A 24665-nucleotide genomic window follows, 5' to 3' on the forward strand; every position below is an offset into this window, starting at 1 on the left:
AAATCATGTTCCAAAGCTTAATAAATGGAGAATCTCTTTCTGAGATTGTTCAAGAAGTAGAAAAAAAAATTTCTTGTGTGACACATAAAATAGAGGAAAGAATAGATGAGAATCAATTTCGGGTTCTGCGGAGTTTTCAAAAACACCGTGTAAGTGATAGCCATTTTATACCGTCGACGGGATATGGTTATGACGATGCGGGTAGAGATACTTTAGAATTAATCTATGCAGATGTCTTTGGTGGCGAAGCAGCATTGGTTAGACCACAAATCATTTCTGGTACGCATGCTATATCCACTGCGCTATTTGGTATTTTACGACCGGGGGATGACCTTTTATATATTACTGGTAAACCATACGATACGTTAGAAGAAATCGTCGGTATAAGAGGTAAAGGGGTAGGGTCTCTAAAAGAATTTCGTATTGGGTATGATGCGGTTGAATTGCAAGAGGATGGTACTGTTGATTTTGAGGTACTCAAAGAAAGAATGACATCCTCAACAAAGATGGTTGGTATACAACGTTCAAAAGGTTATGCGGAAAGACCATCATTTACAATAAATGAAATTAAAGAAATGATTCATTTTGTTAAGTCCATCAACCCTGAAGTCGTTATCTTCGTCGATAATTGTTATGGTGAATTTGTTGAAGAAATGGAACCTTGTCATGTTGGTGCCGATTTAATGGCCGGTTCCCTTATTAAGAACCCAGGCGGTGGATTGGCGAAAACGGGTGGTTACATTGTTGGAAAAAAAGCCCTTGTTGAAGCGTGCTCTTATCGATTAACTTCCCCTGGCATTGGAGCGGAAGCTGGAGCCTCACTATATAGTTTACAGGAGATGTATCAGGGTTTTTTCTTAGCCCCTCATGTAGTAGGACAAGCTTTGAAGGGAGCGGTTTTTACAGCTGCAATTCTCGAATACTTTGGGATGAAAACTAATCCAAGATGGGATGCAGAGAGAACAGACCTTATACAATCAGTACAATTTGGTGATGCTAAAATGATGGTTGCCTTTTGTCAAGCGATTCAATATGCTTCCCCAATCAACTCTCACGTTACTGCCTATCCAGCATATATGCCAGGATATGAGGATGATGTCATTATGGCTGCGGGTACTTTTATACAAGGAGCAAGTATTGAGTTAACAGCAGACGGACCTATTCGGCCCCCGTTTGAAGCATATGTTCAAGGCGGATTAACCTATTCTCATGTAAAAATCGCCATTTGTACAGCGTTAGACCAATTATTAGAGAAAAAACTCATTCAAAAGTATTAATAAATATAGGGAAAGGAGGCGGAATATACGCTGCCTTCTTTCAGTATTAGGAAAAAAGTTTGAAAATTTCATGATTTCCATGTGATAAAACATAACATTTTGTTGACAGATTATCTAACACGACATATAATAGGATATAAGATACAAAGAAATTAAAAGTAAAAGAATGAAGGAGGAGAGATGGTTGACTGGAAGTGAAATACGTCGTTCCATGCCGCTCTTTCCAATTGGCATTGTGATGCAGCTGACTGAGCTAACAGCAAGACAGATTCGCTATTATGAAGAACACCAATTGATTACTCCAGCTAGAACGGATACGAATAGAAGGCTATATTCATTGAATGATATTGATAAATTGCTAGAGATCAAAGATTTAATTGATCAAGGTGTCAATATGGCTGGAATAAAGCAACTATTCACAGTGAAACAACAACAAGAGATGGATGAACAAGCATTTAAGAAGCAAGAAGAAAAAGTGAGACACGATTTGTCAGATGACGAATTGAGAAAGCTTTTGCGTAAAGAATTTATGCAAGCAGGTAGGTTTACTCGATCGTCTTTAAGACAAGGTGATTTATCACGCTTTTTCCATTAAAATAAAAAATCTTTTCTTGACTTTAAAGGAGGAAACACAAGGTGGCAAAATTCACTAAAGAAGATATCACACGAATTGCTGAAGAAGAAAATGTAAAATTTATCAGATTACAATTTACTGACATTTTAGGAACAATTAAAAACGTAGAAATCCCAATTAGTCAGCTTGAAAAAGCTTTGGACAATAAAATGATGTTCGATGGTTCCTCAATTGAAGGTTTCGTTCGCATTGAAGAATCAGATATGTATTTATTCCCAGACTTAGACACATGGGTAGTCTTCCCTTGGACAGCTGAAAAAGGAAAAGTTGCACGTTTAATCTGCGATATTTATAATCCAGATGGTACGCCATTCGCGGGAGACCCTCGTAATAACTTAAGAAGAATCCTTAAAGAAATGGAAGACCTCGGCTTTACAGATTTTAACCTTGGACCAGAACCAGAATTCTTCTTATTTAAGTTAGATCAACAAGGTGAACCAACTTTAGAACTTAATGATAATGGTGGTTATTTTGATTTAGCTCCAACTGATTTAGGTGAAAATTGCCGTCGTGATATCGTTCTTGAGCTAGAAGAAATGGGCTTTGAAATTGAAGCTTCTCACCATGAAGTGGCTCCAGGGCAACATGAAATTGATTTTAAATATGCTGATGCACTTACAGCATGTGATAACATCCAAACATTTAAATTAGTGGTTAAAACAATTGCACGTAAACACGGTTTACACGCAACATTTATGCCAAAACCATTATTCGGTGTGAACGGTTCAGGTATGCACTGTAACGTTTCATTATTTAAAGATGGTGTAAATGCATTCTATGATACAAAAGGTGATTTAGAACTTAGTGATACAGCACGTAATTTTATTGCAGGTATCATTAACCATGCACCAAGTTTCACAGCTGTAACAAATCCAACAGTAAACTCTTTTAAACGTTTAGTACCTGGATATGAAGCTCCTTGTTATGTTGCTTGGTCTGCGAGAAACCGTTCACCACTTATTCGTATCCCAGCATCACGTGGTGTCAGTACACGTGTAGAAGTACGTAGTGTTGACCCAGCTGCCAATCCATACCTTGCAATGGCTGTTCTTCTTAAGGCTGGATTAGATGGTGTGAAAAACAACCTAACACCACCAGCTCCGGTAGACCGTAATATTTATGTTATGAGCAAAGAGGAACGTGAAGCTGAAGGTATTAAAGATCTTCCAGCTACACTTTATAGCGCGCTAGAACTTCTTAAACAAGATGAAGTAATGGTTGCTGCACTTGGTGAACATATTCTTGAGCACTTTATTGAAGCAAAAGAAATTGAGTGGGATATGTTCAGAACGCAAGTTCACCCATGGGAACGCGAGCAATATTTACAAATGTATTAATAGATAATACCAAAGTGGTTTTTCAGACTGTAGGTAAACTCGGTGTAATCGAGGTACCTACAGTCTTTTTTTATTTGAAAATATAAGAGGTGAGGATTATCCTTGAGGCGTTTATTATGAACCTCTCTACATTTAATTTATAGAAGTAGCCTTAACATCTGATTTTTTCATAAAAACTTAAGAAGATGTAATATAAAATGGTCTTTTAACAAGGTAATATAGCCCGTACAACTCTTCATCTTCCACATATAGTATTAACATAATCATAGAAAGGAGGATGAGAATATGGGATATAATAATCAAAACTATTCAGACTCATACGGATATGATCATAATGATTGTGGCTGTGATGAGTTCTTTAGGAACATTTCCCGTGGTGAGGATGTGAAAGTATTCCTTAAAGGTGGCGGCCATGTGTTCGGAGAGTTTATCGATGTTCGTGGAAATTTAGTTTTCCTAGCAAAAGCTAACTGTAATCGTCACGATGATCGTCACGATGATCGTCATGATGATCGTCACAAAGATTGTTGCAACAAGAAGGATCGTGTAAGGATTACTACGATCTGTTGTGATGATATCATTGCAGTTGAAACTCGATAGTAAGAGTCCTTTTTATGAGTCTAAAAGAAGTTCTTGCAAGGGGTATAACTGCTTCGTATCATCATTCAACTAATTAATAGAAACTAAAAAGGGTCTCAGATTAAAGCAGCCATAATGGCTGCTTTTTTATATTTGCTAGGATAGGTTTGAAAAACAAAAAAGGTCCACAGAGAAAAATAAAATGGTCTTTCAACAGGGGGATATAGCCCGTACAACTCTAAGACCATCCACATATAGTATTAACATAATCATAGAAAGGAGGAAGAAAAATGGGATGTAATAATAATTTCTATGGAAGAGGCTCAAGATATTCAGACTCATATGACAACAACAATCACGGTTGTGGTAATTACAGTAAAAACGACAATAAGGATTGTGGCTGTGATGAGTTCTTTAAGAATATCTCCCGTGGTGAGGATGTGAGAGTATTTCTTAAAGGCGGCGACCATGTGACAGGAGAATTCGTTGATGTTCGCGGTAATTTAGTTTTCTTAGCAAAAGCTAACTGTGATCGTCACGATGATCGTCACGATGATTGTTGCGACAAGAAAAATCGTGTAAGAATCACTACGATCTGTTGCGATAATATCGTTGCAGTTGAAACACGATAGTTAGGAGTTTCTTTATTGTGTCTAAACAGATATGTATGCAAGGAGTATAACTGTTGAGTATTAACATTCAACTTGGTATCTCTTTATTAGATACTAAAAAGAGTCCAACCAAAGCAGCCATAACGGCTGCTTCTTTATTTTAGTTAGGATAGGATAGCAAATTAAAAGATAGAAACAAAGAGAAAATAAATGGTCTTTTAACAGGGGGATATAGCCCGTACACCTCCAATACCCTCGACATATAGTATTAACATAATGATAGAAAGGAGGAAGAGATATGGGATATAATAATTGTTTTTTTGGAAGAAGACCAAGATATTCAGACTCATATGGATATGACAACAACAATCACGGTTGTGGTAATTACAGCAAAGACGACAATAAGGATTGTGGCTGCGATGAGTTCTTTAAGAACGTTTCCCGTGGTGAGGATGTGAGAGTGTTTCTTAAAGGTGGCGGCCATGTGTTCGGGGAGTTTATCGATATTCGCGGTAATTTAGTCTTCCTAGCTAAAGCAGACTGTGATCGTCACGATGATCGTCACGATCATTGTTGTTGTGACAAGAAAGCTCGTGTAAGAATTACTACGATCTGTTGTGATGATATTGTTGCAGTTGAAGTATAAGGAACTTAGGAACCCCGTAAGTTGAGAGTGCTTTTACTGTGTTTTAATGGAAGCTTATATATGGGAAAATAACTATTGCTGAAACTAAAAGGCATCTTCAAATACCGTTTTAACGGCTGCTTCAGACTGTAGATAAACTCCTTAAATGAGTTTGTCTACAGATTTATTTATTAATAATAGGAAGAAAAAATATAAGTAATGATGCGGATAGTCGAAATCAATGAGAAATAGTTACTTTAAGCGATTTAGTACTTGTGGGTTATTGGGTATGTAAAATCAAGGGGGGCAATTGATTCATTTATGAACTGAATTTAAGGTGTATGTATGATGAAGTAGGTCGTTCAAGTTACCAATCAATTGAATAATTGGCATTTAATCATCCTAGCTATTTGTTTTCATGAAAAATGCTTTAATATTTATTTACCCATAAAACATCATGTCAAGTAGTAGGTATCAAATTTAAAAACATTAGCTCGTATTGAATGGATGAACAGTACTTCAGGAGAGTGGTTCTATGGGCTGTGTAAGACATACATATTACAATTTAAGAAGCAACACAAAACGTTAAACGAAAATGTGTTATGTCCCTTCCATAAAGGTGAAATAGAACTGTTTAAGCGGGTATTTCTAGCGCTAGAATAGTAGGTAAAAAGCGAAGTTGTCTAAATAAAATTTGTTCTTGTTATATACAACAAAAAACCGTTCATAAGAACGGAATAAAATTTTATTCTTGATCTTTTACTTTTAGGGTATCTAATAATTTTAAGATACCCTCACCTCCCATACCAGATACGAGAGAGATGATGAAAACAGCAGTGGGGGAATCCGGTGTTGTTGTCACAATGACAAATACGGCCGCCAGTCCTCCTAGTAAGATGTCTTCTAAGAACCCTAAATAAATGAATTTTTTCGTCATCCGTGGCTTGACTAGTTTGCCTAATCTCTGCAAATGTCCTGCAACACCGACAATTCCACCAATCAACGCAGCGAAGAGAATGTTCATTAACATTTTTCCTTCACACTCCTAAAGCCGAGATTTTTTTGCGACCTTAGGTTGATTCTTGGTGTAAATTTCATTATAATATATTTTTGTCTCGATGTAATGATTCTATTTTACTGAATTTTTCAAATTTTATAATTGTATGAGTAACATATAAAGATAATTGCAAACTATTAAAAAGGAGTGTCAATAATGACACTCTTTTTTAATGTATTTGACGATAAACACCAATAACTTTGCCTAAAATAGATACATTGTGCAAGATAATCGGCTCCATAGTAGGGTTTTCTGGTTGCAAGCGGATAAAGTTCTTCTCTTTAAAGAATCGCTTAACGGTGGCCTCATCATCTTCTGTCATAGCAACCACGATTTCTCCATTATTTGCTGTTTGTTGCTGCTTGACTATGACATAATCACCATCTAATATGCCAGCTTCAATCATACTTTCTCCCATAATTTCAAGCATGAAGATATTTTCATCACTCGGAGCCATTCTTTCAGGTAAAGGGAAATATTCCTCAACATTCTCAATCGCAGTAATGGGGTGACCAGCAGTAACCTTACCGATAATAGGTACGTTCACCGTTTGCACTTTAGGTATTGGGTTGCTCTCTTCTAGATTTAATACCTCAATGGCACGGGGTTTTGTCGGATCTCGACGAATAAGACCTTTACTCTCTAGTCTGGCTAGATGGCCATGTACGGTTGAACTTGAAGCAAGTCCAACAGCTTCACCTATTTCCCTAACGGAAGGTGGATAACCTTTTTGTTTTACTTCATCTTTTATAAAATTCAATATATCTTGCTGCCTCTTAGATAATTTCACGCTATCACGCACCTTCGTCAATTTCATTAAGATTATTATACCATCAGTAGTAAATAGATACAAACATAAGTTCGAATTTTCTTATTGACAGAAACAAATGTTCGCATTATACTAAAATTATTAAATCGAACATATATTCTATTCAGGGGTGGCAATTAATGATAAAACAATTGTGGAATTCTTATAGTTATGCTATTATTCTTATCGCTTTTAGTTTCGGTATGGTTTTCTTATTATTTTTGAACACTGGTAATGCAAATCAGGAGGAATATGTAAAAGTTGAAGTAAAACAAGGAGATTCTTTATGGAAAATAGCGGAGGAGTTTAAAGATGCCCATAATATGTCTTCTAAAGACTTTGTTGCTTGGGTAGAAGAATTTAATCATATACATTTAGGTAAAATACATCCTGGTGATACGGTATATCTTCCCATTACAAATGGTGAAATAATATCTGAAACAAATTTAGCTAGTGTGATATTAGAAGACTAAAGGAATGAAAGAGAATGAATGTAATTATATATTGCAGGGTGAGTACGACGAAGGATACCCAGGAAACGTCTCTTGCTAGACAAGAAGAAGAACTTTTACATTTAGCGAGAATGAAGGATATGAATGTAGTTGAAGTCATACGTGAGAAAGCAAGTGGCTATGATTTAGAAAGAATTGGTGTGTTGCAATTATTGGAGTTACTTAAACAAAATCAAGCAGAGGCTGTTCTTATTCAAGATGAAACCAGGATTGGAAGAGGAAATGCTAAAATTGCCATCTTACATTGTATACTTAAAGAAAATGGGAAGATTTATACAATTGCCCATAATGGAGAATTGCAACTTTCAGATTCTGATTCTATGGTATTACAAATTGTTAGCATGGTTGAAGAGTATCAAAGAAAACTACATAATGTAAAAATAAAAAGAGGGATGCAAAAAGCTGTTCAAAAAGGCTTTCGACCTGAAAAAAATTTAAAAAACCAAGGAAATATAAACGGAAGAGAACGAATAGAGGTACCAATAGAAGAAATAGTAAAATTGAGACAAAATAACCTTACTTTTGCAGAAATTGCTGCAACGTTAAGAGGCTTTGGTTATAAAATATCTAAAGCGACAGTAAACCGTAGGTATAATGAATATATAGATGATATAGAGCAGATGGATAATGAATCATCATGATATAGGCATAATAAGTTAAGTCGATTGATTAGTTGTAACTCAACTAAAAAACTAAGAAATATTAGTACTGATACCAAGCAAGATAAAGGCATACTAAAAGATTCTACAATCGTTCGTGGGTTCAGACAAGTGAACTGTGAATGGTTATTTGTTTCCGAGGATTCATCCGTGTTTTTTCATTTAACGTTAGTTGTTAGTGAAAGTATTATTCCCTTATTCCCCTTATTTACATACATACGCTCCCTATATTAATAGTCTCACATTTTTAAGTTGAGAACACTGCTACATTGCCATACCTAATAATAAAGCAAGACGATACCAACTTATTGGCGTCTGAAATGAAAATCAAAAGATGATTGTAAAACTGCTTTCTTGTAAAATGCAGTCATATTTAGTAATATGGCTATTAAGTATCTTCTCCATATGGAATGAAGAACTTTTTGGATGGGAAGGAGTGTAGCACAATGATTTCAAAAGAAAAATTAGCGAGAATTAATTCGCTTGCTAAGAAAGCGAAAACAGAAGGTTTATCAGAACCAGAAGCAAAGGAACAATCTAAATTAAGAAAAGAATATTTAGAGAAGTTTAGAGCTTCTATGTTAAATACATTAAAAGGTGTTACTGTTATTGACCCTGAAGGTAATGATGTTACACCAGAGAAGTTAAAACGTGAACAAAATAAACCACTTCACTAAGATTGTGTTTATAAATTTTTAAAAGGAAACTGTCACGAACAGTTTCCTTTGTTGTTGTTTTATATGACAATTATATAATTTTTTACCTTTCTGGTTGTAACTGAAGGTGAAAGTCTATTATATTTAATTTGTAGGATATATATTGAAAGGATGTCGTTCATGTTCAACAAAACAGATGCTTTATCAATTAGTGCCATAAGAACATTGTCTATCGATGCAGTCGAGAAGGCAAACTCTGGTCATCCAGGAATGCCAATGGGAGCTGCGCCAATGGCGTATACTTTATGGACAAAGTTTATGAATCATAATCCCAAAAATCCTGATTGGTTTAATCGTGATCGCTTTGTGTTATCTGCGGGTCATGGGTCTATGCTTTTGTATAGTCTCCTTCATTTATCGGGATATGGTCTTTCTTTAGATGATATTAAAGAATTTCGCCAGTGGGGTAGTAAAACACCAGGACATCCTGAATATGGCCATACACCAGGTGTAGATGCGACAACCGGTCCATTAGGACAAGGGATTGCCATGGCAGTAGGGATGGCAATGGCAGAAAGTCACTTATCAGCTGAATATAATAAAGATGGCTACAATGTAGTAGACCACTATACATATAGTATATGCGGAGATGGAGACTTAATGGAGGGAGTGTCTGCAGAAGCAGCTTCTCTTGCTGGTCACCTTCAATTAGGAAAGTTGATTGTAATGTATGATTCTAATGACATCTCATTAGACGGAGATTTAGATCAATCATTTTCTGAAAGTGTAGCCGATCGTTTTAAAAGTTATGGCTGGCATTATCTTCGAGTAGAAGATGGAAATAATCTCGATGAAATTGCCCAGGCAATTGACAGCGCTCGTCAAAATACTACACAACCGACGTTAATAGAAGTTAAAACAGTAATTGGTTATGGATCCCCGAATAAGGCAGGCTCATCTGCTTCTCATGGTTCACCACTAGGCTCATCTGAATTAAAATTAACAAAAGATGCTTATGAGTGGACATTTGAAGAAGATTTTCATGTTCCTGAAGAAGTATATGCACACTTCAAACAAAATGTAGCTATTAACGGTGAAAAAGCAGATAGTGAATGGAAAGATCTTTTCGCTGCTTACAAAAAAAATCATTCGGAATTAGCAGAACAGCTAGAAGGTGCAATCAAAGGTGAATTACCAAATGGTTGGGATAAAGATATTCCCGTATATGAAGAAGGTAAAAGTTTAGCCACTAGAGCGTCTTCAGGGGAAGCTCTCAATAGTATTGCGAAGAACTTACCATCTTTCTTTGGTGGTTCAGCTGATTTAGCAGGTTCGAATAAGACGATGATTAAAGATGCAGAAGACTTCTCAGCAACTAATTATGCTGGAAAAAATATTTGGTTTGGCGTACGAGAATTTGCTATGGGTGCCGCTTTAAATGGTATGGCTTTACACGGTGGTCTAAATGTTTTTGGAGGGACATTCTTTGTATTCTCTGACTACTTAAGACCAGCTATTCGGCTTGCAGCATTAATGAAGCTACCTGTTACTTATGTTCTTACACATGACAGTATTGCTGTAGGTGAAGATGGACCTACTCATGAACCAGTTGAACAATTAGCAGCGCTTCGTGCCATGCCAAATTTAGCAGTTATTCGCCCAGCTGATGGAAATGAGACTTCAGCTGCTTGGAAGTTAGCGATTGAATCAAAAGATCAACCAACAGCACTTGTGTTAACTAGGCAAAATATTGCTACACTACCAAACTCAGCAGAGTTAGCCCCTGAAGGAGTTCAAAAAGGTGCTTATGTGATTGCAAAAGCAGAAAAAGAGCAACCAGATGCGCTTCTTTTAGCGACAGGGTCAGAGGTAGAATTAGCGGTGAAGGCTAAAGCTGCTTTAAAAGAAGAGGGCTTTGATGTGGCAGTAATCAGTATGCCGGATTGGAAACGATTTGATGCTCAATCAAATGAATATAAAGAATCTGTATTACCTAAAAATGTAACCAAACGTTTAGCCATTGAAATGGCAGCATCATTTGGCTGGCATAAATACGTCGGTCTAGAAGGCGACGTTTTAGGAATTGATCAATTCGGTGCTTCTGCACCAGGAGATATTCTAATAAAAGAGTATGGGTTTACTGTAGAGAACATCGTAAGTAAATTAAAAAGTTTATAAACATGAGCGAAGAGGGAATTTCCCTCTTCGTTTTTTTTCGACAAAAAAAGTAGAAATTTATAACAAAAAGAGACAGAAAATACAGAAATAAAATTTTATAATAAGAAAAAGACTTGTCTAAAAAAGGAGTAATTCTATGAGAACGTATCAGCTATATTTAATAGATGAACCTTTTGCGTCTCATTATTTTGGTAGAGAGCAAATGTTTTATCAGCTGTTCAAGGAATATGAACAAGCGACTGGGACGATCCAATTTATTTTGGGAAAACAAATTGCCTTTATCACCAAGAATATTCCAAAAGATAAAGTAAATAATGATTTATATAGAGAATTATATGCAGAGAAAAAAGTTTCTTATAAGAGTAATGCGTTTTATATTAAAGAAAAAAATAGTCAAGCTAAGTTGATGATCTATGATCGTTTTCTTAGTTTAGAGGCTCAAGGAAACTATGATGCAGAGACGGTGTTCTTTGAAGTCCTACGAAAAGAAGAAAGTTCTTATTTAGCTATCGACCTTTTTCATAATCGATTTGGCTGGTTAAAGCCAATAAAAGAAAGAAAGTTTGTCTAAATTAGAGAAAATCATCAGCAAATATTGTATAATAACCTTTGGTCTAGTACACTGTATGATAGACAACATGAAGGAGGAAGTAGTATGTGGACATATATTCTAGTTGGTATATTAGCATTACTTGCTGGTGTAGCACTAGGATTTTTCATCGCTCGTAAATATATGATGAGCTACCTAAAGAAAAATCCACCAATTAATGAACAAATGCTTAAAATGATGATGATGCAAATGGGAATGAAGCCGTCTCAGAAGAAAATTAACCAAATGATGAATGCGATGAATAAGCAACAACCTGGAAAATAACTTACGAACTATAGTTAGATAAAGTTACTAGGTTCAATTGCATATAGATAGAAACAGAGCAAACTTTATTTTTCGGTTCTTCATTGCAACTAAGAAATAGACCAAAGCTAAACTTTAGCTTTGGTCTATTTCTTTAGTCGGTATCATATTGTTGAATTCTTTGATATCAAGTCACTTGATAAATCCAAGTATTAGCCTTTTATGCTTGTCTATTTAATGTGAGTCTGCTCTCGTAAAGACGATTATATTCATTTAATAGAGAATCTAACTCCTGACTATATTTTATGGCAGAAGTAGAGTTGAGGCCGTTTCTCATAGCAGTTTGAATCAGTTCTCGTCTTTTTTGTTCAATTAATAATAGTAAGTCTTGTTTGTTCACGCACCTAAAACTCCTCTGCGATTTTGTCTAACCATGAAGTAGTTTCTATTTTGTCCCAAATATACTTTTATTAATTATAGCGAATTATGGTAATTAATTCAAAAGAAACTTATGTAAAACTTTTTACATTCATTATACATATCACTAATTGATTCAACGAAATTGATACAATGTCGAAATAAAACTGGTGTTTACCATGTGTGTTAAATGTTAGACACAAATTATTCAAAAAGATTAATTTCTTTTCTCATAATGTTTTGATAGAATGGGGAAGGAAAAAGGGGAAGGTATGGAGGTGTTGGTATGACTGATGTGAATTTTATTATTGCTCTTGGTGCAGGTTTTTTGAGTTTCATCTCGCCATGCTGCTTACCATTATATCCGGCATTTTTATCGTATATCACTGGAATGAGCGTAGGTGAATTAAAAACGGAGAATGCACTGCTACAAAAACGTAGTTTGATACATACGCTATGCTTTTTATTAGGATTTTCAATTGTGTTTATTGCCATCGGTTTTGGTTCTTCTTATATAGGTAACTTTTTTTATGAATATGCTGACCTCATCCGTCAAATTGGAGCCATTTTTATTGTTATATTTGGTCTAGTGATCTTAGGTTTACTTAAACCAGCATTTTTAATGAAAGAAAGGAGATTTGATTTTAAAAATCGACCGACTGGTTACTTCGGTTCAGTTTTAATAGGTTTAGCCTTTGCTGCTGGTTGGACACCTTGCTCTGGACCTATTTTAGCATCAGTTATTTTACTTTCAGCGACAAATCCTGGATCTGGCCTATTTTATATGATTGCCTATATTATTGGCTTTGCTGTGCCATTTTTAATATTGTCTTTCTTTATCGGTAAAATGAAATGGATTAAAAAACATAATGTAAAGATTATGAGAATTGGTGGGATTTTAATGATAGTAATGGGTGTCGTCTTGTTTTTTGATTGGATGACTGATATAATCTCCCTTCTCACTATGTTGACAGGTGGTTTTACTGGTTTTTAACAGTGATAATTGGATTAAAAAGCGAGGAAAACTCGCTTTTTGTTCCTTGCGAAAATTGTCGTTGGGTTTAAATTGAAATTATTAGAAAAATTAGATATATTGTAATGAGTGATATTACTTTGAAATCGTAGTTCTTTAATATGAGATGTTGTAGCGGATGTGTTTGGAGGAGGAATAATAGGTGGCAAAGATACTAGTAGTAGATGATGCAAAATTTATGAGGCTGACTTTAACAAATATATTAAAAAAAGCCAATCATGATATTGTGGGCGAAGCGGAGAATGGTAAACAAGCCATTGCTTTATATGAAGAATTAACACCAGACCTTGTGACAATGGATATTACAATGCCAGAGATGAGTGGATTAGAAGCAATGAGAAAAATTAGAGCTGAATACCCAACAGCTAGAATTGTTATGTGTTCAGCCATGGGTCAACAAAAAATGGTAGTAGAAGCGATCGAAGCTGGGGCAAAAGATTTTATCATCAAACCATTTGATGAAGTTAGAGTGATAGATGCAGTATCGCGAGTGTTATCTTAATATCATACATATAATTTACTATTGAATAGGAATTAGCTATAATAATAAGTGTCATTGATTTTATTGTAAAAGGATGTTTTTTATGGACATGGTGTTGTTGACATCAATTGGAGCTGTTTCTATGGCAGTATTAGCTATGTTCATCCGAATGAAGGCAGCTAATCATCCAGTCACGATTAAGAAGATAATTTTACCTCCCGTGTTTATGAGTACGGGGGCATTAATGTTTATTTTTCCCTATTTTCGCGTTACGCCAATTGAATTAATGGAAGCTGTTATAGTAGGGGCATTGTTTTCCTTAATATTAATCAAAACGACTAAATTTGAAAAGAAGGAAGACGAAATCTATTTAAAGAAATCGAAAGCGTTTATATTTATCTTAATAGGTTTACTTATTATTCGGCTCGTTGCCAAACTGATGCTAAGTTCGACTATAGACATAGGTGCACTTGCAGGAATGTTTTACTTATTAGCATTTGCGATGATTGTTCCATGGCGTATGGCAATGTTCGTTCAATTTCGCAAAATGGACAAAGCGGTAAATGTCAAACAAGTTAGATCAAGACCAACTACTTAACAAGAAAAGAAGCACCTTTAAGAGTGTCCTAACTTTTAAAGGTGCTTCTTTGTTATTGTGCAATTTCTGCTTCGTTTTAAAAAAGATGTTCATATGGTGTCATGTTGATTTCTTTTTGTGCCAATTTTTTTCTTAGAAATTTATGATCTTTTTTTGGAGTAGCAATTATGTAGCCGCGGATGAGAATTTCCTCTGTTATCTTTGTTGCTTTTTCCTTTACAGCTAATTCCCCAATTTTTCCAGCTATCTTTTGTCTGGCAACATCACGAAAAAGTTCTGGTACTGGACTAACGAGATCATTTAATAACTCTTTTTCTTGTTGTCCCCATAAATGCTGTGTTTGTCTTACGTAATATTCTTCCCAATCCATATCAGATTTACCGTCAGCTTTAGGCAGCCGTTTTAAAAACTTTCGGAACATAAAGAAACCACCAATGGACATAAGGATTACTAATATGACAACCCAAAAAAGTATAAACCACATAAACCAACCATCGAGCATGTTCTTTTCACCCTTACCGTTCTTATTCTCTCATTATTATAAGCCTTCTTATGCAATCAGACAAGCAAGCGTCACAGAAGAGGTTCGTTTTTCCCAATTTGTGAAAACAATGTGGCGTATTCCTTGTCGGTGATTAGTAATCGATGATGTAAATCATATGTTCTTAATACATATTCTTTTACACCTATAAATTCAGATTCAGTAATGACGAGAAAAGGGGTACCTTTTTGAAAATTTTGATAGTCTTTTAATAGACGTACTCTCTTCATGATTTCCCTCGCAAACTATAGTAAATAATTTACTTTCTATTATATTAAAATTTCTTGTTATTGTCGAAACTTGTCTAAAAATAAATCTTTTCTTTTAGTACAAATACTATTGCATATATTAATTATATTTTTTAGAATATACATATATTTCAGAAAATGGGAGGGGATCCATTGGATAACTTAGCGAAAGCGCATGACCAAAAGGAAGAGAATGTAGATTATGAGGTTGTGGCAAGTAGTTCAGCTTTTAAAAGTTTATTAAGTGCTAAGAAAGCCTTTTTAGTACCAATGATTATTTTTTTCATGCTCTTTTATTTTATGCTACCGATACTGACTTCGTTTACGAATGTGCTTAATCAACCGGCAATTGGTTCTATTACATGGACTTGGATGTATGCGTTTGCACAATTTGTGATGACTTGGGTTTTATGCATGATTTACGTTAAAAAAGCTGCAAAATTTGATAAAGATGCAGAACAAATCATTGAAAGTCATAAAACACAAGGAGAACGTTAATTATGAGTGGAATTGGTTTAACTTTATTCGTATTAATCGTAGCAATGACATTGGTGGTCACTTATTGGGCAGCAAAACGCACGAATACAGCAAGTGAGTTTTATACAGCCGGAGGGGGATTAACCGGTTGGCAGAATGGCTTAGCGATTGCTGGTGATTATTTATCAGCCGCTTCCTTTTTAGGTATTGCGGGCGCGATTGCATTATTCGGGTTTGATGGTTTCTTCTATTCTATTGGATACTTAGTAGCCTATTTAGTCGTATTATATATAGTTGCGGAACCACTTAGAAATTTGGGTAAATATACAATTGCTGATATGATTAGTGCCAGATTTAGTGAAAAGAAAGTTCGAGGAGTCGCAGCAATTAGTACGTTAACGATTGTTATTTTCTATATGATTGCTCAATTAGTTGGAGCTGGTGCACTTATACAATTATTGTTGGGTATTGATTACTGGATTGCTGTTGTAATCGTTGGTGTCATGATGACAACTTATGTTTTATTTGGTGGAATGACGGCAACTAGTTGGGTTCAAATTATTAAAGCAGCACTATTAATGATAGGAACAGTCATTATTTCATTCCTTGTATTAAAAGAGTTTAACTTTAATATTCTCGGTATGTTTGAGCAAATGAAAACGGTAACATCCCACGGTGAATCTTATTTAAACCCAGGTGTGAAATATACGAACGGTGTTGACACATTGTCAATGATGGTCGCTCTTGTATTAGGTACTGCTGGACTTCCTCATATTTTGATGAGGTTTTTCACAGTGAAAGATGCTAAAACAGCGAGAAGTTCTGTTGTCACAGCTACTTGGATTGTAGGAATATTCTATATCTTAACGATCTTCCTAGGATTTGGAGCTGCAGCGTTTGTAGGCTCACAAGATATCGTTGCAGCAAATGCAGCTGGTAATATGGCAGCACCTCTATTAGCTGAAGCACTTGGTGGAGACTTCCTAATGTCATTCGTTTCTGCCGTTGCTTTTGCAACCATTCTTGCCGTCGTTGCTGGGCTTGTGCTTTCAGGAGCTTCAGCCTTCGCACATGATATTTATGGGCAAATTATTAAAAAAGGTAAAGCAACTGAGAGAGAGCAAATGCTAGCCGCAAGATATGCTTCCATTGGTGTTTCTGTACTTTCGATTATTCTTGCCCTATTTGCGCAAACGTTAAATGTTGCCTTCTTAGTATCTTTAGCTTTCTGTGTGGCAGCAAGTGCGAACCTTCCAGTTATCATTTATACAATATACTGGAAGAAGTTCAACACAGCGGGTGCCATTTCAGGAATGGTTACCGGTCTCGTTACTGCACTTGTTCTAGTAGCTATTAGTCCAAGTGTATTGAGCCCTGAAGGAACAGCAATCCTTGTTGGTGATCCAATATTTCCATTAACCAACCCGGCAATCATATCAGTTCCAGCAGGATTTCTAGCAGCCTATATTGGTGCAGTTGTTTCAAATAAACGAGATGAGAAGAAATATGCTGAAGTAACTGTTAAAGCGAATACAGGTGTTAAATAATATTTTTAATACAACGCACAAGAGCGGCTTTCCATTAGAAAGTCGCTTTTCTTATATTTTGCGAAATAATGGTGGTGGGGATTTAATGGATATGGAAAGAATAGAAAATTTATCGAAGCCTGCACTTATATTAGATTTAGATGCTCTTGATCGAAACTGCCAGGTCATCGCAATGCATGCAAAAGGCAAAAAAATAAGAGTAGCAACAAAGTCTATTCGTTCCATTGATGTAATCAAGCGTATTTTAGCTTCAAATGAATGCTATCAAGGTATTATGACTTATTCTGCTGATGAGAGCTTAGTATTAGTGAAAGATGGTTTTAATGACATTTTGCTTGGATACCCAAGTATGGATGAAAATTCTCTAATGCTAATTGCTCGAGAGCATCCTAAAGAAATAACTGTCATGGTCGATTCTTTAGCGCATGTTGATTATTTAATAAAACTAGCAAAGTCTGTAAATGGCCAGTTTTCAATTTGTGTAGATATAGATATGAGTACAAATATTTTTGGATTTCATTTTGGGGTTCGACGTTCTTCTTTAAGGAGCTCCTCTGAGGTCCTAGCTATAGTAGAAGCTATTCATGCTAGTGATGTGCTTCACTGGAAGGGAATCATGGGATATGAAGCACAAATTGCTGGCGTTGGTGATAACGTCCCGCATTCATATGGGAAAAATACCATTATCCGTTTAATGAAACAAAAAGCAAAGCGAGAAGTAAAACGGAAGAGGGAAGCAATCATTACAGCTTTACTACAAAAAGGGTATACACCTGCTTTAGTGAATGGTGGCGGGACTGGTAGTATCCATTATACGGCAACAGACGAACAAGTGTCGGAAATTACTGTCGGGTCAGGCTTTTATTCACCACTTCTTTTTGATTATTATCAAGAGATTAAATATGAACCTGCTCTCTTCTTTGCCATACCTATTGTTCGTCAAGCGAAAGCGGATATATATACATGTCTTGGCGGAGGTTACATTGCTTCCGGTGTTACTGATCAAACGAAGATGCCACTTCCCGTATATCCATATGGCATGAGACTTTTATCAATGGAAGGTGCTGGCGAGGTGCAAACACCATTGTCTTATTCAAAAGAACGTTTATCCATAGGAAGTGCAGTTGTTTTTAGAGCTGCGAAAGCTGGGGAGGTATGTGAAAGGTTCACAGAGATTCATTGCTACTCGGAAAGTCAATCTACATCAACTGTAAAAACGTATAGAGGGGAAGGGATGTGTTTCCTATGAGAAAAACTTCGCTCGCATCTATCCGTAACTGGGCAGAAAATGTACAATTCAATGCTGAGCAACTATTTTTTCCACAAAGCATAGAGGATGTCATAAAAGTTATAAATAATGCAAGAAAGGAAAAGAAGAAGATTAGAGTGGTAGGATCTGGACATTCTTTCACAAATCTAATTCAAACCGAAGAGTGGTTCGTTTCATTAGACCGTTTATCAGGTATGATTTCTTTTGATGAGGACCAAGGTTTAGTAGAGGTATATGGTGGTACCAAATTATATGAAATCGGCAAATACTTAGGTGAGAAAGGTTGGGCCCAAGAAAACCTTGGTGATATAAATACGCAAAGTATTGCCGGCGCAATATCAACTGGTACACACGGGACAGGTATGAAATTCGGCAATATTTCTACACAAGTTGAAGAACTAGTGATGATTACAGCAGGAGGAGAGGAACTGTTAATCTCTCGTCAAGTAAACTCACAATTGTACGATGCATCGCTCGTTTCGTTAGGGTTGTTGGGCATCGTTGTAAAGGTGAAATTAAAGGTCATTCAAGCACCGACCTATGTTTATAAAAGTAGGAAAATACTTTATAGTGATTTAAAGTCTCATATTAGTTTATATATCCAACACAATCGCCATTTTGAATGCTTCTTATTCCCCTTTTCTAACCATGTGCAAATAAAAACAATGAATATAACAGACAAGAGGCCGAGGAAAAGAAAATGGCGTAAGATGGAAAGTATGATAATGGAGAATTATATATTTGGTTTTCTATCTGTCTTATGTCGCAAATGGCCAAATCTAACGAAACCAGTTAGTCGTATAAGCGCAAAAGCCATTAGTGATAGTGAGCAATATGCGCCAAGTTATGATTTATTTGCTACTCCACGAAAAGTAAAGTTTGTTGAAATGGAGTATGCCATTCCGTTAGAGCATATGGTTGCTTGTCTCGATGAAATAAGGAAAAAGATAGAAGAGCAGCAATACAAGGTCCATTTTCCAATCGAATGTCGCGTCGTGCAAAGAGACAATATTTGGTTAAGCCCATCTTTTGGGAGAGATTCAGCTTATATTGCTTTTCATATGTTTAAAGGTATGCCATATGAAACCTATTTTAACGATATGGAAGCAATTATGAATAAGTATAATGGGCGTCCTCATTGGGGGAAGATTCATCAAGCAAAGCTTTCAGAGTTGACTCGTAAATACAGCCACCTAAGAGAATTCCTCATTTGGAGAGCAAAACTTGATCCAAACCATTTATTTGTCAATCCCTATTTGGCGAAGTTGTTTCATATTGAAAAGGGCAACATGTACGGGAAAGAAACAATGACAGAAAAGCCATGATTTTTCTAATATACGAAAGGGATATGGTAAGATAGTATTATCGAATCTACATTCAGGAGGATTCAGTCTATCTTGTCTAAAGAACTATTTCAAAAAGCTCAGGAATTTATTTATCAGTTTTACGAAGAAACAAGGCAAACAAAAGAACAAGCGGATAGAAGATTAAGTATGATATTTGATGAAATAGAATCAACTGGAACATATACGCAATTACAGGAAGAATTGGCTTATGGTAGCAAACTTGCATGGCGTAATAGTAATCGTTGTATAGGGCGTTTCTTTTGGGAAACACTTCAAGTCATCGATAAGAGATTATGTAACACAGAAGAGGAAGTAGCAAAGGCGCTTTTTGAGCACATAAAACTAGCGACGAATAGTGGGAAAATTAAACCTTTTATTACTGTATTTCCAAGTAACGAGAGTGATACAACCTTTCGTATATGGAATCACCAATTGATTAGATATGCTGGATATGACACCAAAGATGGTATATTAGGTGATTCATCTTCTATTGAATTTACAAAAAAGTGCATCGAGCTAGGGTGGGAGCCAACCTATAGTCATTTCGATATATTACCGCTTGTTATTCAAAAGAACAATGAAGAACCCAAATGGTTTACGATACCGACAGAATTAATTGTTGAGGTAGAAATCGAACACCCCGAATATACTTGGTTTAAAGAATTACAGTTAAAATGGTATGGAATCCCCATCATTGCTGATATGAAAATGGAAATAGGCGGTCTTATTTATGAAGCGGCACCTTTTAACGGTTGGTATATGGGGACAGAAATAGGTGCTAGAAATTTAGCAGATGAAGATAGGTACAATCAGTTACCTATTATAGCAGAATTGTTAGAGTTAAATATTCGCTCGAATGCTTCACTTTGGAAAGATCGTGCATTAATCGAATTAAATTTAGCTGTCATGCATTCTTTTCGACGGGCCGGAGTTAGTATTGTAGATCATCATACGGCTGCAGAACAATTCAAACAATTTGAAACGAAGGAAAGAAAACACAAGAGAGAAGTCACTGGAGATTGGACTTGGCTTATTCCCCCTTTATCACCAGCTACTACTCACATTTTTCATAAACCTTATAAAAATGTAAGTAAGTCACCCAATTTTTATTATCAGCATAAACCTTATTAAAAAAAGATAGATACTCTACCCTAAATGGTTAGAATATCTATCTTTTTTATGATGGGGAAGAAGTGTTGTGAACAATAGACTGAAGCCGTATTATACTACTTTTATTATATATTGAATCTGTCCGTTTTAATGTCTCTAAGGCACTATCAATAAGAAACTTCCTTGGTTTTTTTCTTAAAAGGAGTTCGTCTTGAATAAACTGTATCAATAATTCTTCGTCCTTAGTTAGTGCTTCCGTTTCTAAGATAAGTTCACATAAATACTTAATTTCATCTTGTGTTTCAGTACCTAATAAATCATTGATTTCTGTATCGATTAAAGAAGGTGAGAATAGTTGAACTTCTTTTGTCGCAACTTGATTTGTCATTTCTACAATTCTCTCAACACTATATTGAACAACCTTAGTAATACTGACCGATGATTGGAATAATTCAGTATAATATTTGCTCAACTGATGAAGAATACCAAGGAAGATAATTGACATATCAAGAAGGTATGCTCGCCGATTCTCTCCAAACAGATCAATAAAACGGTAATAAATCCACTTAACTGTCTGGAGCTGACCTTTTCTTATAAATGCTTTAAGTTCTAAGTCATCTGATATGAACATTTCATCAAATAAGGAGATGAGCTGATGTTTATGATTAAACATGACTTGCTGTTCCACTTGCTGCTTGAAAACATCAATACTTTGTGGGCTTTTTCCGATAAGTAAAGCATCTCTCTCCTTTTCCATCAGTTTGTAACTATCTTTAAAGATGGCCATCAGTAATTCTGATTTTGATGAAAAGTAATTGTAGAATGTACCTTTAGATATACCTGTATAAGATAATATATCTTGGATAGAAGTAGCTTGAAATCCCTTTTCAATAAATAATTCATGAGCTAAATGAATGACATGTAATTTTCTGTCCTTCAAAAAATATCACCTTATTTTTAAGTTTTAAATAATTAGTATCATAACATAAAATTCTACTAAGAAAAAATTCGCAAAGCGAAATATAATGATTGCATTCACTAATCATATCAGTTATGATAAGTCCTACGTGAAATAGTGGTATAAACAATTGAACAATGTGTATAGGGAGGGGAACCAATGACCGCAAATCACCAAAATTCAAATACACCACCCTATGGATTATTAGCAATCCTAATGGTAGGTGCATTTATTGCGTTTTTAAACAATACTTTATTAAATATCGCCTTACCATCAATCATGGAGGATTTGAATGTAGATACAGCTACTGTCCAGTGGCTAACAACTGGCTATATGTTAGTAAATGGGGTCTTAATCCCTGCAACGGCGTTCTTAATCCGTAAATATAGTGTTCGCATTTTGTTTTTATTTGCGATGCTTATGTTCACATTAGGAACATTTGTAGCTGGATTTGCCGATATTTTTAGCATGTTACTTATAGGAAGAATGATGCAGGCATCCGGTTCGGCTATATTAATGCCTGTTCTAATGAATGTGATGCTCGTTTCTTTCCCTGTTGAAAAGCGTGGTTCTGCGATGGGGATATTTGGTTTAATATTAATGGCAGCCCCAGCGATAGGTCCAACATTGTCAGGTTGGATAGTCGAAAATTATGATTGGCGAATGCTGTTTCATTTTATTTCTCCAATTGCAATTATCGTTTTACTATTAGGCTTTATATGGTTAAGAGATAAAAAAGAAAAGCAATCAATTAAATTAGATTTTCTTTCATTATTATTGTCTAGTATTGGGTTTGGTGGAATTTTATATGGATTCAGCTCAGCAGGTAATGATGGATGGAGTGCTGCGAACGTTTATTTAACTATCATTGTTGGTGCTATTTCTCTATTCATTTTTATTTTTAGACAAAACAAGCAAAAAGAACCAATGTTAAACTTTGGTGTTTTTCAATTTCCAATGTTTACTCTCTCAACGATTATTACAATGGTTGTGAATATGGCGATGTTCTCAGGGATGCTACTCATTCCTATCTATGTACAGAATATCCGAGGTATTTCCCCTTTTGATGCCGGTTTAATGATGCTGCCAGGTGCATTAATAATGGCAGCAATGTCACCCCTAACTGGAAAGTTATTTGATAAATTCGGTGGGAAAATATTAGCTTTAACCGGCTTAAGCATTATGACTATCTCGACTTACTTTTTTAGTCGTCTTGGTATGGATACAGGGGTAATTCATATTATGGTATTACATACGATTAGAATGTTCGGTATGTCAATGGTCATGATGCCTGTATCGACAAACGGTTTGAATCAATTACCACCACGGTTTTATCCCCATGGTACGGCGATGAATAATACACTTAACCAAGTATCTGGTGCCATTGGTACAGCATTACTTATTACAATTATGTCTAATAAAGCAAACGCTGTCGGAGAAGATTTAGCAAAAACTACTCTACGTGAAAATGGTGGAGGAGAATTATCTCAAGAAGCGATGATACAAATTGGGTTGCAATCTACATTAGACGGGATTAATTTTGCCTTTTTCGTTTCAACCTTTATCTCGGCTATTGCGTTGATTCTCGTCTTCTTTATGAAACGCTCAGTACCTGCAAAAGATCCTGAAGAACAGACTGAAGCATTAGAAACAGAACCTTTAAATGAAACAGAATCGTCAAGATGATAGAATAAAGTGACTGGAGATCCTCATCTCACAGTCATTTTTTTATGATTTTTTAAAAGGAAGATTAGTTGTATCTTTATACGAAATAATTGCGAATTTCTGATACCCGTGAAATAATAGGTACCATACATAATAGTTTTTATTAAAAGGAAGTGTTTTCTTTGGAGAAAATATATATTATTCACGAGAATGATGAATGGACAGACCATTTGACAAGTAGATTAGATGAATTACAAGTACCTTATGAAACATGGCACTTGCATGAGGGATTAATCGATTTAACTTCTACACCACCAGAAGGTGTGTTTTATAATCGCATGAGTGCTTCATCTCACACGAGAGGGCATCGTTTCGCTCCAGAATTAGCAGCAAGTGTGATTACATGGCTAGAAAGTCACGGTAGACAAGTGTTAAATGGGAGTAACGCACTTTCGTTAGAAGTGAGTAAAGTGAAACAATATGCTCTACTAGAAAAAAGCGGGATTAAAACACCAAAAACAATTGGAGCAGTTGGGAAAGAAAATATTATAACTGCAGCTGAAAGATTAGGAACCACTCCTTTTATAACGAAACACAACCGTGCAGGAAAAGGTTTAGGTGTGCAGTTATTCCAAACAATCGATTCTTTAAGAACATATGTTAATAGCGATTCCTTCGAAGAACCTGTTGATGGGATTACTCTTATTCAGCAATATATAAAATCGGAGGATCAGATAATTACAAGGGCAGAGTTCATTGGCGGGAAGTTTTATTATGCTGTAAATGTTGATACGTCGGAAGGGTTTGAATTATGTCCGGCAGATGCTTGTCAAATTGGCGATGCTTTTTGTCCGGTGGGAGAAGAGCCACAGATACGTCCTAAATTCGAAATCACTGATGAAGTGGATACCGAACAAATGGATAAATATGAGAAATTTCTTGAATATGCAGGAATTGATGTAGCAGGGATCGAATTTATAAAAGATGGTGATGGTAACGTTTATACGTATGACATCAATACAAATACGAATTATAATGCAGACGCTGAAGCAATTGCAGGTAAATATGGTATGTTACAACTAGCAACGTTTTTGAAGGAACAGTTGAAACGAGCATAATTCATGTTAGCCATCATATACTAATGGAGCTAGTCCATTTTTCTATGAACAGTTCTAATTAGAGTGACAT

At 35.6% G+C, this 24665-nt stretch carries 28 protein-coding genes; 22 read left to right on the forward strand and 6 right to left on the reverse strand.

The annotated features are described in order from the left end of the window. Positions 1-5: 5 nt before the first annotated feature. From MHI57_RS01770 to MHI57_RS01795, 6 genes are all read left to right on the forward strand, one after another. A complete protein-coding gene (locus MHI57_RS01770) occupies positions 6-1277 on the forward strand; it encodes a methionine gamma-lyase family protein (RefSeq protein ID WP_095369444.1) in 1272 nt (423 codons plus the stop codon). Between the two features lie 184 nt (positions 1278-1461). Continuing rightward, positions 1462-1872 carry a MerR family transcriptional regulator gene (locus MHI57_RS01775; protein ID WP_095369443.1) on the forward strand — a complete coding sequence of 137 codons (411 nt, stop codon included), beginning with the start codon at positions 1462-1464 and terminating at the stop codon, positions 1870-1872. 41 nt (positions 1873-1913) lie between these two features. Continuing rightward, positions 1914-3248, forward strand: a complete 1335-nt coding sequence (gene glnA / locus MHI57_RS01780) for a type I glutamate--ammonia ligase (RefSeq protein WP_095369442.1) — start codon at positions 1914-1916, stop codon at positions 3246-3248. A 285-nt stretch (positions 3249-3533) separates the two neighbouring features. Continuing rightward, the gene (locus MHI57_RS01785; protein ID WP_322909250.1) at positions 3534-3848 is read left to right on the forward strand and encodes a hypothetical protein; all 315 of its coding nucleotides are present in this window, start codon (positions 3534-3536) and stop codon (positions 3846-3848) included. A 269-nt stretch (positions 3849-4117) separates the two neighbouring features. Next, complete coding sequence (locus MHI57_RS01790) at positions 4118-4459, forward strand: hypothetical protein (protein WP_095369439.1); 342 nt, start codon at positions 4118-4120, stop codon at positions 4457-4459. Between the two features lie 439 nt (positions 4460-4898). Continuing rightward, the gene (locus tag MHI57_RS01795) at positions 4899-5084 is read left to right on the forward strand and encodes a hypothetical protein (RefSeq protein ID WP_157733734.1); all 186 of its coding nucleotides are present in this window, start codon (positions 4899-4901) and stop codon (positions 5082-5084) included. A 724-nt stretch (positions 5085-5808) separates the two neighbouring features. Here MHI57_RS01795 and MHI57_RS01800 read toward each other — a convergent pair. Together MHI57_RS01800 and lexA are read right to left on the reverse strand one after the other, a co-directional pair. After that, on the reverse strand, positions 5809-6093 hold the full coding sequence (locus MHI57_RS01800) for a DUF4257 domain-containing protein (RefSeq protein ID WP_224936226.1): 285 nt from the start codon (positions 6091-6093) through the stop codon (positions 5809-5811). Positions 6094-6289: 196 nt separating this feature from the next. Beyond that, a complete protein-coding gene (gene lexA / locus MHI57_RS01805; protein WP_095369436.1) occupies positions 6290-6937 on the reverse strand; it encodes a transcriptional repressor LexA in 648 nt (215 codons plus the stop codon). Positions 6938-7068: 131 nt separating this feature from the next. On the opposite strand from lexA, the gene yneA reads away from it, so the two are divergent. The 6 genes from yneA to MHI57_RS01835 all read left to right on the forward strand — a co-directional run bounded on the left by yneA (position 7069) and on the right by MHI57_RS01835 (position 11807). Next, positions 7069-7401, forward strand: coding sequence for a cell division suppressor protein YneA (gene yneA, locus MHI57_RS01810; protein ID WP_095369435.1), 333 nt, complete (start codon positions 7069-7071; stop codon positions 7399-7401). 14 nt (positions 7402-7415) lie between these two features. Beyond that, entirely contained in the window at positions 7416-8081 is a 666-nt protein-coding gene (locus MHI57_RS01815; RefSeq protein WP_095369434.1) for a YneB family resolvase-like protein, read from the forward strand. A gap of 464 nt (positions 8082-8545) precedes the next feature. Beyond that, positions 8546-8776, forward strand: coding sequence for a DUF896 domain-containing protein (locus tag MHI57_RS01820; RefSeq protein WP_095369433.1), 231 nt, complete (start codon positions 8546-8548; stop codon positions 8774-8776). A 159-nt stretch (positions 8777-8935) separates the two neighbouring features. Continuing rightward, complete coding sequence (tkt, locus tag MHI57_RS01825; protein WP_340974644.1) at positions 8936-10933, forward strand: transketolase; 1998 nt, start codon at positions 8936-8938, stop codon at positions 10931-10933. Positions 10934-11069: 136 nt separating this feature from the next. Continuing rightward, on the forward strand, positions 11070-11504 hold the full coding sequence (gene sirA, locus MHI57_RS01830) for a sporulation inhibitor of replication protein SirA (RefSeq protein WP_095369431.1): 435 nt from the start codon (positions 11070-11072) through the stop codon (positions 11502-11504). Between the two features lie 84 nt (positions 11505-11588). Continuing rightward, positions 11589-11807, forward strand: coding sequence for a YneF family protein (locus MHI57_RS01835; protein ID WP_095369430.1), 219 nt, complete (start codon positions 11589-11591; stop codon positions 11805-11807). Positions 11808-12006: 199 nt separating this feature from the next. On the opposite strand, the gene MHI57_RS01840 is transcribed toward MHI57_RS01835, so the two are convergent. Further along, positions 12007-12186: an aspartyl-phosphate phosphatase Spo0E family protein gene (locus tag MHI57_RS01840; protein ID WP_224936256.1), complete on the reverse strand. Its 180-nt coding sequence runs from the start codon at positions 12184-12186 to the stop codon at positions 12007-12009. Positions 12187-12489: 303 nt separating this feature from the next. Here MHI57_RS01840 and MHI57_RS01845 point away from each other — a divergent pair, with 303 nt between their 5' ends. From MHI57_RS01845 to MHI57_RS01855, 3 genes are all read left to right on the forward strand, one after another. Beyond that, a complete protein-coding gene (locus tag MHI57_RS01845; RefSeq protein WP_095369428.1) occupies positions 12490-13197 on the forward strand; it encodes a cytochrome c biogenesis CcdA family protein in 708 nt (235 codons plus the stop codon). A gap of 181 nt (positions 13198-13378) precedes the next feature. Then, on the forward strand, positions 13379-13738 hold the full coding sequence (locus MHI57_RS01850; protein ID WP_095369427.1) for a response regulator: 360 nt from the start codon (positions 13379-13381) through the stop codon (positions 13736-13738). An 82-nt stretch (positions 13739-13820) separates the two neighbouring features. Next, positions 13821-14315 carry a CcdC family protein gene (locus MHI57_RS01855; protein WP_095369426.1) on the forward strand — a complete coding sequence of 165 codons (495 nt, stop codon included), beginning with the start codon at positions 13821-13823 and terminating at the stop codon, positions 14313-14315. A gap of 76 nt (positions 14316-14391) precedes the next feature. On the opposite strand, the gene MHI57_RS01860 is transcribed toward MHI57_RS01855, so the two are convergent. Together MHI57_RS01860 and MHI57_RS01865 are read right to left on the reverse strand one after the other, a co-directional pair. Further along, positions 14392-14817, reverse strand: a complete 426-nt coding sequence (locus tag MHI57_RS01860) for a DUF2621 domain-containing protein (RefSeq protein WP_095369425.1) — start codon at positions 14815-14817, stop codon at positions 14392-14394. 71 nt (positions 14818-14888) lie between these two features. After that, the gene (locus tag MHI57_RS01865; RefSeq protein ID WP_095369424.1) at positions 14889-15086 is read right to left on the reverse strand and encodes a hypothetical protein; all 198 of its coding nucleotides are present in this window, start codon (positions 15084-15086) and stop codon (positions 14889-14891) included. Positions 15087-15257: 171 nt separating this feature from the next. Here MHI57_RS01865 and MHI57_RS01870 point away from each other — a divergent pair, with 171 nt between their 5' ends. The 5 genes from MHI57_RS01870 (at position 15258) to MHI57_RS01890 (ending at position 20875) form a co-directional block, all read left to right on the forward strand. Next, entirely contained in the window at positions 15258-15602 is a 345-nt protein-coding gene (locus MHI57_RS01870) for a DUF485 domain-containing protein (protein ID WP_233435262.1), read from the forward strand. A 2-nt stretch (positions 15603-15604) separates the two neighbouring features. Next, positions 15605-17128 (forward strand): solute symporter family protein, encoded by a 1524-nt coding sequence (locus MHI57_RS01875; RefSeq protein WP_095369422.1) that lies wholly within the window; start codon positions 15605-15607, stop codon positions 17126-17128. A gap of 85 nt (positions 17129-17213) precedes the next feature. Continuing rightward, complete coding sequence (locus tag MHI57_RS01880; RefSeq protein WP_340974652.1) at positions 17214-18377, forward strand: alanine racemase; 1164 nt, start codon at positions 17214-17216, stop codon at positions 18375-18377. Continuing rightward, a complete protein-coding gene (locus tag MHI57_RS01885; protein ID WP_340974653.1) occupies positions 18374-19723 on the forward strand; it encodes a D-arabinono-1,4-lactone oxidase in 1350 nt (449 codons plus the stop codon). Before MHI57_RS01880 ends, MHI57_RS01885 begins: the two co-directional genes overlap by 4 nt. A 72-nt stretch (positions 19724-19795) precedes the next feature. After that, a complete protein-coding gene (locus MHI57_RS01890; protein WP_095369420.1) occupies positions 19796-20875 on the forward strand; it encodes a nitric oxide synthase oxygenase in 1080 nt (359 codons plus the stop codon). A gap of 46 nt (positions 20876-20921) precedes the next feature. Here the strand turns inward: MHI57_RS01890 and MHI57_RS01895 are convergent, their stop codons facing one another. Then, complete coding sequence (locus tag MHI57_RS01895; RefSeq protein ID WP_340974656.1) at positions 20922-21794, reverse strand: TetR/AcrR family transcriptional regulator; 873 nt, start codon at positions 21792-21794, stop codon at positions 20922-20924. A 177-nt stretch (positions 21795-21971) separates the two neighbouring features. On the opposite strand from MHI57_RS01895, the gene MHI57_RS01900 reads away from it, so the two are divergent. Further along, positions 21972-23498, forward strand: coding sequence for an MDR family MFS transporter (locus tag MHI57_RS01900; RefSeq protein WP_224936265.1), 1527 nt, complete (start codon positions 21972-21974; stop codon positions 23496-23498). A gap of 161 nt (positions 23499-23659) precedes the next feature. Beyond that, the gene (locus tag MHI57_RS01905) at positions 23660-24595 is read left to right on the forward strand and encodes an ATP-grasp domain-containing protein (protein WP_340974659.1); all 936 of its coding nucleotides are present in this window, start codon (positions 23660-23662) and stop codon (positions 24593-24595) included. Positions 24596-24665 lie beyond the last annotated feature (70 nt).

The sequence above is a fragment of the Cytobacillus sp. FSL K6-0129 genome, assembly GCF_038007625.1.
Lineage (GTDB): Bacteria > Bacillota > Bacilli > Bacillales > Cytobacillaceae > Cytobacillus > Cytobacillus kochii.